This is a genomic window from Paenibacillus sp. FSL H7-0918, from assembly GCF_038007025.1.
GTDB classification, from domain to species: Bacteria; Bacillota; Bacilli; order Paenibacillales; family Paenibacillaceae; genus Paenibacillus_AQ; species Paenibacillus_AQ odorifer.
The window spans coordinates 1983742-1999132 of the sequence record NZ_JBBOWJ010000001.1; the positions used below are offsets into that span (position 1 = coordinate 1983742).

A 15391-nucleotide genomic window follows, 5' to 3' on the forward strand; every position below is an offset into this window, starting at 1 on the left:
GAAGTTCAGAGATTTCTGTTCAGCAGACTTAAAATTAGGGAAAACTTCCCTAATTTTCGGCCGATTCAGTAACTAATTAAGGAATCCCTCTGTTTATTAGGGAGGAATTCCCTAATGTCGTTCATTTAGAGCGAATAGCGGCTATTTTCAGGGAGTTTTTCCCCAACTAGTTTAAAACCCACTCTGTACATCGCACAAACAAAGAACACATATCGCTTTTCGCCACACATATTTCACCGTCACAGATACCACAAATCATCTAATTGCAAGCCGTACGATAACCACACCTAGCAAGTCGCGCACCGACCAAACCAACATTATAGAACACTACGCATGGTCCATAGTCATATGGCATATTAAAATCCAATACGTTTCCTACTCTTTACTCCATAAAAAAGAAGCTGCCCCCAAGTAGAATTCACTACTTTTGAGTCAGCTTCTTTTCCTATGATTCTTGGTTCACAACTTCACTCTCAAAACGGTCAATACTTTCATTAGGACCAATGAGTACCATAACATCGCCTTCACTTAAATAATCATGGGCAGTTGGAGCGACGATTATTCCACTTTCCCTATTTAGGGCAACAATACTGCAGCCATATTTAGCTCTTGTATTTAAATCAGACAAGCTTCTGCCGTTCATGCAGGACGGTACGGTCAGCTCGACAATTTTATAATCCTTGGACAGTTCAATATAATCCAGCAAATTGGGCGTCACCAGCTGATGTGCCACACGAATCCCCATATCCCGCTCCGGAAAAATAACCCGATCAACCCCCAGCCGCGACAGTGCGCGGCCATGAAGGATAGAGATTGCCTTAGCCACCACTTGCTTGACTCCAATCTCCTTCAACAAAATGGCCGCCAGAATGCTTCTCTCCATATTGTCACCAATCGCAACAATCCCACAATCAAAGTTCCGTACACCAAGCGAGCGCATAATTCCCTCATCTGTAGCATCTGCTACTACCGTATGCGTCAGCTGATCGCTCATTTCCTCCACGCGTTCTTCATGGTGGTCAATGCCGAGCACCTCGTAGCCCATTTCCATCAGCTCAAGCGCCAGGCTTGAACCGAAGCGACCTAAGCCGATTACTACAAATTGCTGTGCTTTCATTTCTAATTAACTCCTATCCAATAATTATTTTACCTTCCGGATACTTATACAGTGGTTTACCCTGTTTGGGACCGAGTGCATACGCTAAGGTTAGTGGACCTAGCCGACCTGCAAACATCGTCAGACAGAGTAGAATCTTACCGATCGCTGACAGTTCCGGAGTTAGCCCCATAGTCAGTCCTACCGTAGCAAAGGCGGAGGTCGTCTCAAACAAGATTGCCAAGAAATTACTGTCTTCAGTTGTGGAGAGTATCATCGACACAGAGGCGATTAACAACAAAGCCAGCAGCGTGATCGTTAATGCCTTGTAGATGCGCTCTTGAGCCAGCCGATAACGGAACAACACAACATCTTCCCGTCCACGCAGCATAGCAATTACAGCACCAATCATCATCGTAAAGGTTGTTGTCTTAATCCCCCCGCCCGTTGAGCCCGGAGAAGCACCAATAAACATAAGAATCACTATAAAAAATTGTGTAGCCTGCCGAAGTCCAGCAATATCTACTGTGTTCGCGCCAGCCGTACGGGGAGACACGGATTGAAAGAAGGCCGATAATATTTTACCGCCGAAATTCAGTGAACCCAGGGTACGAGTGTTAGTAAACTCAAATATAAAAATAACCAAAGCTCCGATCAGAATCAGCCCTGTACTGGTGGACAGGACAACTTTACTATGTAGAGACAGCCTGCGGGTTACCCGAAACTCCACCAGATCTGACATTACAATAAAACCAATCCCGCCGGAGACAATCAGAAACATCACAATAATATTCACAAGCGGATCATATACATAATCAGTTAAACTCCGAAAATCCCCAAAAATATCGAACCCCGCATTATTAAACATAGACACCGCATGAAATATGCCATAATAAATCGCTTTTCCCAACGGCATATCAAAAGCCCAGCGAATAGACAGCAGCACAGCGGCACAGCCTTCTATGACAAGAGAATATATGAGGACTCTCCGGATCAGTCGCACAATTCCTTCCATAGAGCCTTGATTCATGGCTTCCTGTAGGATTAGCCTGTCCCGCAAAGATATTTTACGCTTTAACACCAGTGAAAATAGAGTGGCCATGGTCATAAAACCTAAGCCGCCGATCTGGATCAGAATCATAATTACGGTTTTCCCAAAAATGGTGAACGAAGTTCCGGTATCCAGCACAACAAGCCCTGTAACACAGGTTGCCGACGTTGAAGTAAATAATGCATCAATAAATTCCACGGAATTCCCGCTTGTGCTTGAGATGGGCAGCATAAGCAGCAAGGCCCCTATCAGAATGATCGATGCAAAACCAAGCACCAGTATCTGCGGCGGCGAGAGCTTCAGAAACTTAAATTCAGAAATCCTGCGAAACTGTGAAGCCACTTTGCTCACCTTCTTATCAAAAATTCCAACAAAAAAAGCACTGGAAAACCAATGCTGACTTGGTTCCTGCAGTAAATTAGCCTACGAGGTTAGCTGTCGGATTCGGACTGTGCAGGCTGCCCTATTCGTTCCCAGAAAGAAATTCACCCCTGATGAAAGTGCCATTTATCGTGTACACTCCACTTTTCATCACTTCTTATGGTTCCCCCGTTTTCACCAGAAATTCGGCTACTATACAATTGCATACAAATTATATACGTTATTTAGTGAATTCACAAAGACACAATTAATGCTCATTCACATGAAAAAATGCGGTTTAAAGAGACTGCATCAAAAGGAGTGCCTTTTCTCATCACTTTTCCGTGTTTTCCCTGCAATTACACCGATTCTCATCATTCGTGCAGAAATGAACACGATAAAATTCATGGTATAAATTCACATGACTATTCTATACTATCTCTATTACCCATAAAAAGAACATATAATGTTTTTTGTAACCAACCAGGCACTAATACTATAATGGAACATAACATTGTCACAGTACATAACAAGGAGGCGTTACATGAATCCCGTCGGCCAGCCCTTACAGCAACGTGCCCTCTCCAAGAGGCTCATCATCTCGGGCATTATCGGTCTTATTCTATTTATTATGTTTCAGATTTCCCCTTCACTGCTTAGTAGCCCTACAGGTGAAGATACCACCGTCATTAGCAAGGCAGAAGCCCGTGACCAAGCCATATTATTTGCAGAACAAAAGCTCAACTACACCGAAGCACCAAACGATCAATGGAATGTACTTTACCAGACGGACTCTTCCTTTTATGGTTATATGTCTCGCGAGAAGCTTGTGGAGGACTACACCAAGAAAAAATTGGATCAAAAATATCCTTTTGATGTCTTTCGGGCAACGCTTACTCCTTCAGCGGAGCAAGAGCCGCAAATCATCGTTGACCTCAATATGTATAACGGTAAGATTGTCGCTTTCTCAAAGGCTGCAAAAGTTACCTCCGAAGAGGGGTTAGGCATCGCTTCCGTTGGTGCAAAAGAGGACAAGGGAGCTGACCTCACTCTAGCGCAGAAGGAGAATCTTGCTCGTCCTTGGCTTCAGGAATGGGAAGTAAATCCTGCCAAGCTACAAATTGAATCGAATACAGGAAGCCATGGGCTAGTGTATACGGATAGTACTGTTCAGGTCGGCGAATCCTTATTGCACTATTATTTTGATTTCAGTGGAGAGCAGGTATCCAGCTTTAATGCCGGATTCACTGCACCGGCTTGGCATACCTCCTACGTACAAGGACAGACCTCTTTAGCGGAAAAGCTAACATTATTCGGTTACGGTATACCCACACTGATTTTAGGAATTCTGGCACTCGTCTACAGTATTCTTAGAAGAGAGCATACTTCCTTTAAACGTGGAGTATTCCTAAGCTCAGCCTATTTTGTAATCATGATGATCAGCACCTATAATATGCTGCCTGAATCAACGGGCGAAGGGCTAGAAGCACAGATTACCTCTGTCATTATGTTTATCATTTATGCTTTGTACAGCCTGCTGATGTCCTCCTTGCTCTACTTTTCTTTAGTGGGCGGCAATGGCTTATGGCGAAAAGAGGAAGACATGAACCCTTGGCCCCGCGCCAAAGAGCCCGGCTATGGACAATATGTGTTGGACAGTATCCGGGCTGGATACATCTGGGCTTTCGTTCTGCTAGGGGTGCAGACGGTTATGTTCATCATATTATCGTTTACCTTGCACAATTGGTCTACTACAGACGCCACCCAATCTCCTTATAACATGAGATATGCTTGGCTTCTGCCTATCGTCGCATGGCTCGCTGGTTTATCTGAGGAAGCCATTTATCGCTTTTTCGGAATTCCTATGCTGAAAAAGGTGTTCCGGAACACTTTTATCGCTTGCTTGATCACCACGCTGGTTTGGGCGTTTGGCCATACGTTATATCCGATCTATCCCATCAGCTCCCGTCCCATTGAGCTGACCGTAATCGGGCTGCTGTTCAGTTATATTTTCCTTCGTTACGGATTTATTGCTGTCATGTTCAGCCACGTCGTGTTTGACAGCATCCTGATGGGCGCTACGCTGATCTTTATGAAGGAGAGCGTAAATGTAGGCGCGGGTATCTTCGCGATTATTATGCCGTTCATAGTCGCTTACATCGTCTATCGATTTAATCCACCACAGAAGCCTAAGCCGGTGGAGCCTTCTTCTTTGATTTAAACTAATGTGAAGACGTAATGAAATTAAAAAAGGGCATCAAAGCAGCTTTAGTCGCTGCTTTGATACCCTTTTTCTTTTGTCACCATTGCTATGAGGTTGGCTCTTCATCCTTGAGCGCATCAAGAATTTGTTTTGCCAGCTTTTCTCCAATAGAAAGTGTACGGAAATCATCCACGGAGGCTTCTTTAATTTTCTTAAGCGACCCGAAATGCTTTAGCAGCGCTTTACGGCGCTTCTCACCTATACCAGGTATAGAGTCCAGCTTGGAGGTAACCATGGACTTCCCGCGCTGTTCACGGTGGAAGGTGATCGCGAACCTATGGACCTCATCCTGAATCCGCTGCAAAAGGTAAAATTCCTGACTGTCCCGGGCTAGCGCGACAGGCTCTGGCGGATCTCCAACCAAAAGCTGAGCCGTCTTATGCTTATCATCCTTAACAAGGCCGCAGACCGGAATGAATAATCCCAGCTCATTCTCCAGAATATCAATAGCAGAGGAGATTTGCCCTTTCCCTCCATCGACCACGATAAGATCCGGTATCGGAAGATTCTCCTTCAATACCCGCTCATATCGCCGCCGAATGACCTCGCGCATCGTTCCATAATCATCCGCACCCACCACCGTACGAACCTTATATTTACGGTACTCTTTTCGTGCAGGCTTACCATCAATGAAGACAACCATCGCTGAGACCGGATTAGTCCCCTGAATGTTCGAGTTATCGAACGCCTCAATACGGCTCAAGCGTTCAAGCCCCAAGCTCTCGCCTAAGCTGATCGCTGCTCCAGAGGTACGCTCTTCATCCCGTTCAATCAGCCGGAATTTCTCGTCGATAGCCACTCTTGCATTTTGGCAAGCCATGCCAACCATCTGCTTCTTAAGACCGCGTTGTGGCACAAGCACCTTAATGCCCAGCCACTCCTGCAGAATGGAGGCGCCGCCAGCGGCATCCACGATCCCAGCTGCCGCAGCTTCCTCCGCCGCCGTCGCACGTGCCTCAGCCTCTTCAGCCGATTCAGGAGTATCTTCACCCTGTTGTAAATCCGCTTCTGCTGGAGCAGCTATGGCGATCTCGGGTTTAGTCTCTTTATTAGCCAGAGATTCCTCATCGAGCACATCCGGCAGCAGGATCTCCTGCGGCAAAGCGGGATTATCACTATAATACTGCGTCACATAAGACATAAAGTCACTGTAGGCTTCACCATAGAACGGGAACACGGAGGAATGGCGCTGAATCATCTTCCCTTGTCTCATGTACAGAATCTGTACACACATCCATCCCTTGTCTACAGCATAACCAAATACATCCCGGTCCTTAGTATCTGTAGTGTTGATCTTCTGCTTCTCCATCAATGCATCGATATGGATAATCTGATCCCGCAGTTCCTTCGCCCGCTCAAAATATAATTCCTCAGCTGCTTCCTGCATTTTTTGCTGTAAATCCTTTTTAACCGCCTCATGACCTCCGCCTAGAAAAGCAGCGATGTCCTGCGTAATCTGCTCATACTCGGATTTCTGAACCTCCTTCTCACACGGTGCCAAACACTGGCCCATGTGATAGTAAAGACAGACCTCCTTTGGCATCACGCCGCATTTACGAAGCGGGTACATACGATCTAGGAGCTTTTTTGTCTGCTGAGCAGCATAAGCATTAGGATAAGGGCCAAAATATTTTGCTTTATCTTTAATCACCCGGCGTGTAACCTCAAGGCGCGGGTGAGTTTCATTCGTTATTTTTATATAAGGAAACGTCTTGTCGTCTTTCAAAAGCACATTATAACGCGGCATATGTTTCTTAATCAGATTACACTCTAGAATGAGCGCTTCCATGTTACTGGACGTAACGATGTATTCGAAATCAGCAATATTAGCGACAAGCCGCTGCGTTTTACCATTATGACTGCCTGTAAAATAAGAGCGTACCCGATTCTTAAGTACCTTCGCTTTGCCCACATAAATAATAGTGCCTTCCTGATTCTTCATCAGATAGCAGCCAGGCAGATCGGGTAGTAGTGCCAGTTTATTGCGGATATTGTCCAAAATGATCCCCTCCAGCTAAATTGGACCCATGATTAGTTGGCATTCAGCACACAAAACGCCTCCGGAATGAACCGAAGGCGCTGAGTGGCAGGGCCGAGGCCCGAACAGTAGCATCTATCAATTATTGATGTTTTGCTACGATATTTTTCAGGGATTCTTTGGAGTTCAGTCCCACAACTTTATCTACCGGTTGACCATCTTTGAAGAAGATCAGAGTTGGGATACTCATAACACCAAAACGGGAAGCCGTTTCCGGATTCTCATCCACATTCAATTTTGCAATTTTCACGTCGTCTCCGAGCTCTGTGGACAATTCATCCAAGATTGGAGCGAGCATTTTACAAGGACCACACCAAGGAGCCCAGAAGTCTACTACTACAGTACCTTGACCTTCCACTTCGTTACTGAAGGATTGGTCAGACACGTTCACGATAGCCATGATATTGTTCCTCCTTTAAGTTTTGCGAAGCATTACGCACATCTTAAGCCAAAGCTTAGTTCATGGAAGCTGCTCCGAAATATGAGTTAATAAATTGTTTCATGTAATATGATAACCAAATTACCACTTACCGACACATTACAAGTATAACATATCTTTATGGGATATGTGAAATATCACTCGCAATTATATTGCCTTCAATGTATTTTTTTTGCGTACTCTTTTCTTTACAACCTCCCCAGCATTTCGGTATACTTAAAGAAAGCGCATTAATTGTCAATGACTTATTTCATAAACTAATGTCAATTTGCATCTAATAATATGGGGCTTGTCCCTGTAAGGAGGCAGAAACTATGGATGTTAACGCGCAAGTACGGGACCCACGAGAACATATCAACGAAGAACCCCGCAATGATCTTGGGGATTTGATGACCGGATTTTTCGGAATGACCACGTTTATGACGGTTGTCTTTTTCGGAATGGTCATCCTTAAGTTCATTCTCTCGGAGTAAAGGAATCTTCGCACAATAAAAAGAAGCTGTCTCAAAAGTAGTGAATGCTACTTATGGGGCGGCTTCTTTTTTTAGAATAATGAGGGAAAACCTCCCTGATTATAACCGATATTTGCTATAAATGAACGAAATCAGGGAATTCCTCCCTAATAATCGGGAGAATATCTGTTTTCGCTGACGAATCAGTTCATTTTTAGGGAGATATTCCCTAATTATCGATCAGATTCAGTATGCCCGCCAGATGCTGCAACCCGAAAGTGTGTTTGAACAAGTGAAAAACAATCAGGACTTAAGGCGATCCTGCTTCGTAGCAGGGAAAAAGCGGCGTTTGAGTTCGAATAACCAAAAAAAACGAAGAGCAGCGATCCTCCAATAAAAGAGGAATCACTGCTCTTTTGAATTTTACATTATGAATATTCCAGGCTTATCTATTGGCCCCTCTTTGATTTTCCCCATGCAGTGGAAGAACATCCACAAAAGGAGCAATGCGATCCATTAGTCGTTGGCCTTTATAGACCTCTTCACCATCTTTGCTCGTAAAGCTAAGATGTTTCTCCAAGCCATCCAACGGATAATTCGAGGTGTAGAAGGTTGGTTTGCGGTTCATCCGATAATTCAAGATCGCCCCAAGTACATGATCACGAGCCCAAGGATTCAAATTTTCCGCACCAATGTCATCAAAAATAAGTAAATCGCAGTTTTTCATCGTATCAACAGTTTCCTTCATCTTCTGGCCATCCATCATGATCGATTTCAAGTCCTCTATAAAGTCTGGCATGTATACGATCACTCCGGTATATCCAGCAACAGCAAGCTCATGCAGTAAATAACACATCAAAAAAGTTTTGCCTGTTCCGAAAGAGCCATGTAAATAAATGCCGCGTGAAGTCAGGCCTTCCTCTTTAACATTCGTGATATAATCAAATATTTTATTCACAGCCGAGACCCGGCGCGGGTCTTTGCCCATAATATCTATCTCATCATAACCGCCGTTAAGTACACGCTCGTCCACATAAAAGCTACGAATACGTTTGCGGATGTTATCCTGATTATCTTGTGCCACTTTAAGCCGGCATGCCGTCTTGCGTTCATATAGATCCACTGAACCATTCACAGTTTCTACCGTTAGTTTACTATAATGGCCAGGAAAATCATTTGGACACTTCTCTAGTCCTGGGCAGTTCGCACAGTTTCGGCTTTCCTCTACATATTGATACAGGCGACTCATATGAAGCCGCAGTCGTGATTCGTCCAGTTCAGGATGTTCGGACTGTAATGCCTTCACAAGTGGATGATTGAATAACCCCTGTTCAAGATCGCGTTGACGCTGCCGTAGAGTTGGATTGTTGATCGAACGAAGTACATCGCCCATAGACTCCATTGTTCCACCTCTCTTTCATTAAGGCGTTTGCGATACGCCTTTTTTCTTACTAGCCTTAATTTCTGCTGCTTTCTTCATCATCGCCGCGAATTCCTCTTCCGATACTGTTCCAGCACTTCCATCATCCAGCACAATCGGAATTTGCGGTTTATTGGAGCGGCCTGTATTTTTGGCATAAGAACGTGATCGTGTTCCTCCAGCAGCATTAGCCGTTGTCCCCTTGCCCTTCACTTTGGACTGATCTCTAATATATCTTACAGCCTTCTCGTAGGTGTTCACTTGTTTAACCAGCATATTGGAGGCGATAGCCTCTACAAAATTGCGGTTCATCCGCTGTTCTCCACCCGAGGCTACCATAGTCATTAAATAATGAATGAGTACATTAATTACTTCACCGCTCAGCTTATAGTTCAGATCTATTTTCTCGAACATATCCATCAGATGGCTGGGCACTGCACCCGGGAAAAAGGTTTGTAGCAGTCTCGTATAAGGTTCGTTCCGCAGCATCATATTATATTGGTGAATGTCACATTTGGACAAAAATTGTGGCGGTACTTCTACATAATACTCCATCTCAACAGATTGCTCTGGTGGTGCTATAGAATCATCATTCTCTTCGGTCGCACTGGACCGGATAGAAACAACTTTCGCAGCTGCAATTTCACGTTTTTCCTGTCGTTTCATATCTTGCCTGAAATGTTGGCTCGCTTTATATTGCAACGCATCCAGCATGACCTCGCCCTCCGGTGAGAACACTCCATCCTCATCCAGCAAACGACATAAATCCTGCGGACTCAGTTCGTATTTATGAGCAACATAGTTAATTACACCCATTTGAGTATGGTCAAAGCGCAGTTTTTCTACATGAGCCCGATTCACAGACTCCCGTGGAAAACGCAAAATAATGTCACTGTATCCAATTGCCTGCTCTCCGGATTCAAGCGTGCCGGGCTGTCGAACAGAGGCTACCTCTGCCAAAGCTTGCTCCAGCTCATAATCAATGACATGTGTATTAAGTTGAAAAATATCATAAAAAGGCACGGAAATATTCTCTTTGCCTATAGATCTGCGACTCCACTCTTCCGGCTCGCGATTCCAGAACTGTTCCCGTAAGGACAGCACAGCAAATTTGCCAATCTTATCACGTAACAGCAAGGTTAAATGCTGAGTGGCAAAAAAGTCGGCTGGCGATAGCGGCGGCATTAGCTCATATTCATATAAATAATCATCTGTTTCCGGCACATAGATTCGACAGGTCTGCAATAGACCCACTGCTTCTAACCGGGAAGCCTGATCAATTAAATATTTGCGGCCTTTCTCATTGGGTTCAACACCCAAAGTCATAAATAGCCTGCGCTGTTGCTCCACTCCAGAATAGCCAATGCTATCTGCTGGCACATGTTCAACCAGCAAGCGATAGAAGCTGATTGCAAAGGCTCCTACCATAGGTTGATATACAGAGCTAAGCATACGTCCATCTATAACACTAAGACCAAATTCGCGGGAAACGCAGTACCGATGATGTTCGGTGAAATGATGTAAGTTACTCATCCGCATCTACGGATACCCCCTTGTTTACACGAATTCATACAGGATTCTATTCTATCACAAATTAACATAGCGAAAATGTAAATAAAATCCCAATTTCGACTCTTTTCGCAATATAATCAACTTCTTCTTACGAATATCTACCTCTATTAAACAAGAAGAAACGGCTTCGCCGTCCTCTAAAGAGGAAGGTATCCCGTTTCTCGCAGAAATATAAGACTGATTCATAACATAGGCTCTTTCAAATCTTTAAAACATCTTGTAACCGCCAAAGCGCAGCTTTTGAATGGTCCATCCACTAAGTATAGCACCTGCAAGACCAGCGACACCTGTAAGATAATCAACAAAGTGGAAACTGGAGAGATGCTCCCAGAGCGACATCGCGTTTCTATCCCAAATAGAATAGATTACGACGGGTAGAATAATAAGTACGAATAGATAAGCGGGAAACCAGGTTGTCTTCATTAACATGTTAAGAATAAAGCCGATACCAAACATCATCACAAAGAATAAAACGGCTAGGATAAACACTGGAATAAATCCCATCTTACCGTCTCCACCCCTTTCTATAAAGAAGCGCACATCTTTTACAAGCTAGTAGTAAGTTTACTAGAAAAAATGTCACGAAGCAATGAACTTTATTCAAATTCACGCACTAATTCGCACACTTAGAGGATGCCTCCGTTTGCTCTTGGCGGCTTGATTGCGATACAATGCAAGTAGATTAATCAGATCATACATAGCCTATGAAGCAGATGCTTCGTAAGACTAAGTTTATGCTTTAATTGCGAGTTTTACGCGATGTTATTTCAGCGAGGCTTATGCTTCGTAAAACTTTTAAGGAGTGAGATCATGATCGAAGCCGCTTTGACACTGGAAGGCTGGTATGCACTGCATGACTTCCGCTCTCTGAACTGGACCGCTTGGACGGCAGCAGATGATGAAGAACGTGCCGTTGCCCTGGAAGAACTACATGCTTTTATGCAGGAATGGAGCCCTGTTGAGGAAGCTAAAGAAGGCAGCACCGCAGTATACTCCATAGTGGGCCAAAAGGCTGATTTTGTAATGATGTTTTTGCGCGAAAGCCTAGAAGCTTTGAACCAACTTGAGACCGCCTTTAACAAAATCGCTTTTGCTCAATATACAACCAAAGCTTATTCATATGTAAGTATTGTTGAATTAAGCAACTACGCTGCTGGTGGCAGTGGCAGCGACGGCAGCGACCCTATGCAGAATCCGCATGTTGCCGCACGTCTAAAGCCTATTTTACCGCAAGCGAAACACATTTGTTTCTATCCTATGAACAAAAAACGCGAGCTTGCCGATAACTGGTACATGCTTGATATGGACAAACGCCGGGAGCTCATGGCTTCACACGGGTTAATTGGACGTTCATATGCAGGTAAAGTGAAGCAAATTATTACCGGCTCCGTCGGTTTTGATGACTGGGAATGGGGCGTGACTCTGTTCGCTGAAGATGCACTGCAATTCAAAAAGCTGGTATACGAAATGCGTTTTGACGAAGTAAGTGCCCGCTACGGCGAATTCGGACCTTTTTATGTCGGCAATCTGCTGACTGAAGAATCTTTTGAAGAAATGCTCAAGCTGTAACAACAAAAAAAAGGGTGTGTCTCCAGTTCGCATGGAGACACACCTTTTTTACTGCCATATTATTAGATTAAGACACCGAAGTTCCTGAATCCTCATCTTCGTTATCCTCATCATCTTCACGTAAACTTTCCAGATATTCAGCCGTGGCCCGATCCCGAGCGCGCCCTTTATCCTTCAGGCGTTCGATACCAGGGAGAATGAGCAGATCAATTTCCTTCTGAACGATATAAGCCAGATCATACTGGTTCTGATCCTCCAGATAAGATCCAACCTCTATCAGTCCGTTATAACGGTCCAATTCTTCCCGAGTCAGCAGTCCGCGTACCTGTACGCTGCAATGGCGCATCTTATAAGAATCTTCCTTTTTTCAGAACCAGCGGAATTCCGCCGATAATGAACAAGTAGCGCATATCTACAACTTTTTTCAACTGAGCTGCAGTCCAGCCCTTGTAAGTTTTGCTGCCTACTACAGCGATTCCTTGGCCTTTGCCTAGGGAAGCTACGGTTCCTTTATTGCTGAATGCGAATTTCTTCGGCTGTTGATTGCGGATTGCTGCCACCAAATTATGCGCACAACATTCACCCTGCTGCATAGCAATTTGAGCGGTTGGCGGGTAAGGGCGTCCTTCCGGATTAATCATAAGGGAGCCATCACCAATAATGAAGATATTCTCTTGGCCCGGTGCACGTAGATATTCATCTACCTTCACGCGCCCACGCATAGCTTCAAATCCGGCAGCCTCAATAAGACGATTGCCACGGATTCCGCCTGTCCAAATAATTGTGGAGGCTTTGATTTCTTCGCCTGATGCCAGAATTACCCCGTTTGGCAGACACTCCTTGATCGCAACACCCATCTTGAAGGTAACTCCCTTTTTGGTGAGCAAGTCCATCGCATACTCCACAAGCTCAGGAGCAAAACCAGGCAGTGCTGTCGGAGCAGCCTCTACGTTATATATATTAACCATACTTGGATCTACGTCATATTCTTTACACAGTCCAGGGATACGGTCAGCTAATTCAGCTACAAATTCGATACCGCTAAAGCCGGCACCACCGACAACAAAATTAATATGCTCCTGAGCATTGTTCTCGTTCTTGTACTTAGCGAATTGATATTCAATATGCTCGCGAATTAAACGAACGGAATTGATGCTCCGGATTGTCAGTGCGTATTTATCAAGTCCAGGAATACCAAATGTTTCAGGCTCTCCACCTAAAGCAATGACAAGATAATCGTACGATAGGGTACCATCCTCCAAAATAATCTTTTTCTGCTGAGTACGAATTTCCTGAACAGATGACTTCACGAGGTCGATCTTGAATTCATCGATTAGTTTCGAAATGGACACCCGGGTGTGTTCAATACTGTCCGTACCCGCCGCAGGCATATGTAGATGGGTAGTAAAATAGTGGTACTCGTGACGGTTTACAAGCGTGACATCCGCTTCATTATAATTCAAAGCCTTCTGCAAGCGCTGTGCGGTCAAAATACCCCCATAGCCCGCGCCTAAGATAACGATTTTGGGAATACTACTCATGTTCCGGCTCCTTCCAAGAGGTAAATCTGTCTTTGTATTTTTTATTGAAACAATGTACGGTCCTTTTTGTGAATTTATACACTTATATTTAGAAGAAATTCCAATCAAACTTGAAGTATTTCTAAATTGACCATATCCATTGTAAACCTTAGTGTAGCATTAATCAAACATTAAAATACTAAAAAACGTCACACTTTTATTGACTTCTAAAGTCTTTCTTTGCAGGTATGTGTCACAATGATTATAATAAGTAGGTACACAAGTATGGCAAAATGAATATATCAACTCGGAGGTGTAATATCCCGTGACCCAAGAGCAATCCAGCGTTCCTATGAGCGACCTTTTAATCATAGGTGGCGGGCCAGCTGGCATGTTTGCCGCATTTTACGGCGGAATGCGTCAGGCATCAGTAACCCTTATTGAAAGTATGCCCCAATTGGGGGGACAACTTGCTGCCCTTTATCCAGAAAAATACATTTATGATGTGGCAGGTTTTCCAAAAGTAACAGCACAAGAATTGGTCGACAACCTGTCTCGGCAAATGGATATGTTCCAATCCAATATCCGGCTGGAGGAGAAAGTGATTTCTGTTCAAAAACGGGACGAACGTCATTTTGTGGTTACAACCGATGTAGCCGAATACCACAGTAAGGCGATCATCATTACAGCTGGTGTAGGTGCATTTGAACCTCGTCGTTTGGAATTACCCAACGCTGGACGTTTTGAAAAAGCAAACCTCCATTATTTTGTAAATGATCTAAATGCCTTTAAAGATAAAAAAGTTCTGATCAGCGGTGGCGGTGACTCTGCAGTTGACTGGGCGCTCATGCTGGAACCCATCGCTGAACAGGTAACCCTGATTCACCGCCGGGATAAATTCCGTGCGCATGAACATAGCGTTGAGAACCTGATGGCTTCCAAGGTTAACGTAGTTACCCCTACTGAAATTACAGAGCTGCATGGTGATGAGTTCATTACCAAGGTTACATTGTCAAATATCAAGACCAAAGAAACTCAAGAAATTGAAGTGGACAGCGTTATTGTTAACTTCGGATTCATCTCTTCCCTAGGTCCTATTGCCGAATGGGGTATTGATATTGAAGGGAACTCCATTGTTGTTGACTCGCGTATGGAAACAAGCATTCCAGGCATATTTGCTGCCGGCGATATCACAACTTACCCTGGTAAGCTGAAGCTGATTGCTGTAGGATTTGGCGAAGCTCCAACGGCTGTGAATAATGCTAAGGTGTACATTGATCCAGAAGCGAAGCTATCACCGGGTCACAGCAGTAATATGAAACTCTAAATCTATTAACACAATAAAAAAGGGTATTCTTACAGGCCTGTTGATAACAGCCTGTGAGGATACCCTTTTATGTTTGTTTGTGCCTCGCGGTTTTATATATGTAGCCTGCTACAAAGTTATCCTTTGCGCTTTTTTAATGAAGAACCGCATGTACTGGAGAGTGTAAGTTTCGTTTGCGAATTTCAACGAGTAGAAGAGCGATGAAATCATGCTCTAGTTGCAGCTCTATTGCTCTATGGTAAGAGTCAAGCAGCATCTCATCCGACAATTCAACCATAAACTTC

General features: G+C 44.2%; 14 protein-coding genes and 1 riboswitch. Of the genes, 4 read left to right on the top strand and 10 right to left on the bottom strand.

What is annotated here, in order from left to right:
* Positions 1-445 precede the first annotated feature (445 nt).
* A complete protein-coding gene (locus tag MHI15_RS08985; RefSeq protein ID WP_036679808.1) occupies positions 446-1117 on the bottom strand; it encodes a potassium channel family protein in 672 nt (223 codons plus the stop codon).
* Between the two features lie 13 nt (positions 1118-1130).
* Positions 1131-2489, bottom strand: a complete 1359-nt coding sequence (locus tag MHI15_RS08990) for a TrkH family potassium uptake protein (protein ID WP_249267754.1) — start codon at positions 2487-2489, stop codon at positions 1131-1133.
* 62 nt (positions 2490-2551) lie between these two features.
* A riboswitch (cyclic di-AMP (ydaO/yuaA leader) is annotated at positions 2552-2729 on the bottom strand.
* Positions 2730-3051: 322 nt separating this feature from the next.
* Here MHI15_RS08990 and MHI15_RS08995 point away from each other — a divergent pair.
* The gene (locus tag MHI15_RS08995; protein ID WP_076127962.1) at positions 3052-4728 is read left to right on the top strand and encodes a CPBP family intramembrane glutamic endopeptidase; all 1677 of its coding nucleotides are present in this window, start codon (positions 3052-3054) and stop codon (positions 4726-4728) included.
* Between the two features lie 88 nt (positions 4729-4816).
* Here MHI15_RS08995 and uvrC read toward each other — a convergent pair whose 3' ends face one another.
* Both uvrC and trxA read right to left on the bottom strand, forming a co-directional pair.
* Positions 4817-6769, bottom strand: coding sequence for an excinuclease ABC subunit UvrC (gene uvrC, locus MHI15_RS09000; protein ID WP_282580007.1), 1953 nt, complete (start codon positions 6767-6769; stop codon positions 4817-4819).
* A 121-nt stretch (positions 6770-6890) separates the two neighbouring features.
* Positions 6891-7208: a thioredoxin gene (trxA, locus tag MHI15_RS09005; RefSeq protein ID WP_036679814.1), complete on the bottom strand. Its 318-nt coding sequence runs from the start codon at positions 7206-7208 to the stop codon at positions 6891-6893.
* Positions 7209-7561: 353 nt separating this feature from the next.
* Here trxA and MHI15_RS09010 point away from each other — a divergent pair, with 353 nt between their 5' ends.
* Positions 7562-7720 carry a YqzM family protein gene (locus MHI15_RS09010; RefSeq protein ID WP_094902239.1) on the top strand — a complete coding sequence of 53 codons (159 nt, stop codon included), beginning with the start codon at positions 7562-7564 and terminating at the stop codon, positions 7718-7720.
* Between the two features lie 424 nt (positions 7721-8144).
* On the opposite strand, the gene dnaI is transcribed toward MHI15_RS09010, so the two are convergent.
* The 3 genes from dnaI to MHI15_RS09025 form a co-directional block, all read right to left on the bottom strand.
* Positions 8145-9101 carry a primosomal protein DnaI gene (dnaI, locus tag MHI15_RS09015; protein WP_076134190.1) on the bottom strand — a complete coding sequence of 319 codons (957 nt, stop codon included), beginning with the start codon at positions 9099-9101 and terminating at the stop codon, positions 8145-8147.
* A gap of 18 nt (positions 9102-9119) precedes the next feature.
* Entirely contained in the window at positions 9120-10658 is a 1539-nt protein-coding gene (locus MHI15_RS09020) for a helicase DnaB (RefSeq protein WP_341164350.1), read from the bottom strand.
* A gap of 240 nt (positions 10659-10898) precedes the next feature.
* Entirely contained in the window at positions 10899-11195 is a 297-nt protein-coding gene (locus MHI15_RS09025; RefSeq protein WP_036685224.1) for a YuiB family protein, read from the bottom strand.
* Between the two features lie 306 nt (positions 11196-11501).
* Here MHI15_RS09025 and hemQ point away from each other — a divergent pair, with 306 nt between their 5' ends.
* Positions 11502-12260 carry a hydrogen peroxide-dependent heme synthase gene (gene hemQ, locus MHI15_RS09030; RefSeq protein WP_036685226.1) on the top strand — a complete coding sequence of 253 codons (759 nt, stop codon included), beginning with the start codon at positions 11502-11504 and terminating at the stop codon, positions 12258-12260.
* A 67-nt stretch (positions 12261-12327) separates the two neighbouring features.
* Here hemQ and MHI15_RS09035 read toward each other — a convergent pair whose 3' ends face one another.
* Positions 12328-12606, bottom strand: coding sequence for a hypothetical protein (locus MHI15_RS09035; RefSeq protein ID WP_036685228.1), 279 nt, complete (start codon positions 12604-12606; stop codon positions 12328-12330).
* A gap of 1 nt (position 12607) precedes the next feature.
* Positions 12608-13801: an NAD(P)/FAD-dependent oxidoreductase gene (locus tag MHI15_RS09040; protein WP_036685230.1), complete on the bottom strand. Its 1194-nt coding sequence runs from the start codon at positions 13799-13801 to the stop codon at positions 12608-12610.
* 331 nt (positions 13802-14132) lie between these two features.
* On the opposite strand from MHI15_RS09040, the gene MHI15_RS09045 reads away from it, so the two are divergent.
* Positions 14133-15107 (top strand): NAD(P)/FAD-dependent oxidoreductase, encoded by a 975-nt coding sequence (locus MHI15_RS09045; protein WP_076128050.1) that lies wholly within the window; start codon positions 14133-14135, stop codon positions 15105-15107.
* Between the two features lie 133 nt (positions 15108-15240).
* On the opposite strand, the gene MHI15_RS09050 is transcribed toward MHI15_RS09045, so the two are convergent.
* On the bottom strand, positions 15241-15384 hold the full coding sequence (locus MHI15_RS09050; RefSeq protein WP_036685584.1) for a sporulation histidine kinase inhibitor Sda: 144 nt from the start codon (positions 15382-15384) through the stop codon (positions 15241-15243).
* Positions 15385-15391: the final 7 nt, after the last annotated feature.

What these genes read in the sequence shown, in the direction of transcription:
- trxA (WP_036679814.1), bottom strand. Translation starts at nt 7,208, where the DNA reads ATGGCTATCGTGAACGTGTCTGACCAATCCTTCAGTAACGAAGTGGAA.
- MHI15_RS09035 (WP_036685228.1), bottom strand. Translation starts at nt 12,606, where the DNA reads ATGCGCCATTGCAGCGTACAGGTACGCGGACTGCTGACTCGGGAAGAA.
- MHI15_RS09020 (WP_341164350.1), bottom strand. Translation starts at nt 10,658, where the DNA reads ATGCGGATGAGTAACTTACATCATTTCACCGAACATCATCGGTACTGC.
- hemQ (WP_036685226.1), top strand. Translation starts at nt 11,502, where the DNA reads ATGATCGAAGCCGCTTTGACACTGGAAGGCTGGTATGCACTGCATGAC.
- MHI15_RS08985 (WP_036679808.1), bottom strand. Translation starts at nt 1,117, where the DNA reads ATGAAAGCACAGCAATTTGTAGTAATCGGCTTAGGTCGCTTCGGTTCA.
- MHI15_RS09045 (WP_076128050.1), top strand. Translation starts at nt 14,133, where the DNA reads ATGAGCGACCTTTTAATCATAGGTGGCGGGCCAGCTGGCATGTTTGCC.
- MHI15_RS09010 (WP_094902239.1), top strand. Translation starts at nt 7,562, where the DNA reads ATGGATGTTAACGCGCAAGTACGGGACCCACGAGAACATATCAACGAA.
- dnaI (WP_076134190.1), bottom strand. Translation starts at nt 9,101, where the DNA reads ATGGAGTCTATGGGCGATGTACTTCGTTCGATCAACAATCCAACTCTA.
- MHI15_RS09025 (WP_036685224.1), bottom strand. Translation starts at nt 11,195, where the DNA reads ATGGGATTTATTCCAGTGTTTATCCTAGCCGTTTTATTCTTTGTGATG.
- MHI15_RS08995 (WP_076127962.1), top strand. Translation starts at nt 3,052, where the DNA reads ATGAATCCCGTCGGCCAGCCCTTACAGCAACGTGCCCTCTCCAAGAGG.
- MHI15_RS09050 (WP_036685584.1), bottom strand. Translation starts at nt 15,384, where the DNA reads ATGGTTGAATTGTCGGATGAGATGCTGCTTGACTCTTACCATAGAGCA.
- MHI15_RS09040 (WP_036685230.1), bottom strand. Translation starts at nt 13,801, where the DNA reads ATGAGTAGTATTCCCAAAATCGTTATCTTAGGCGCGGGCTATGGGGGT.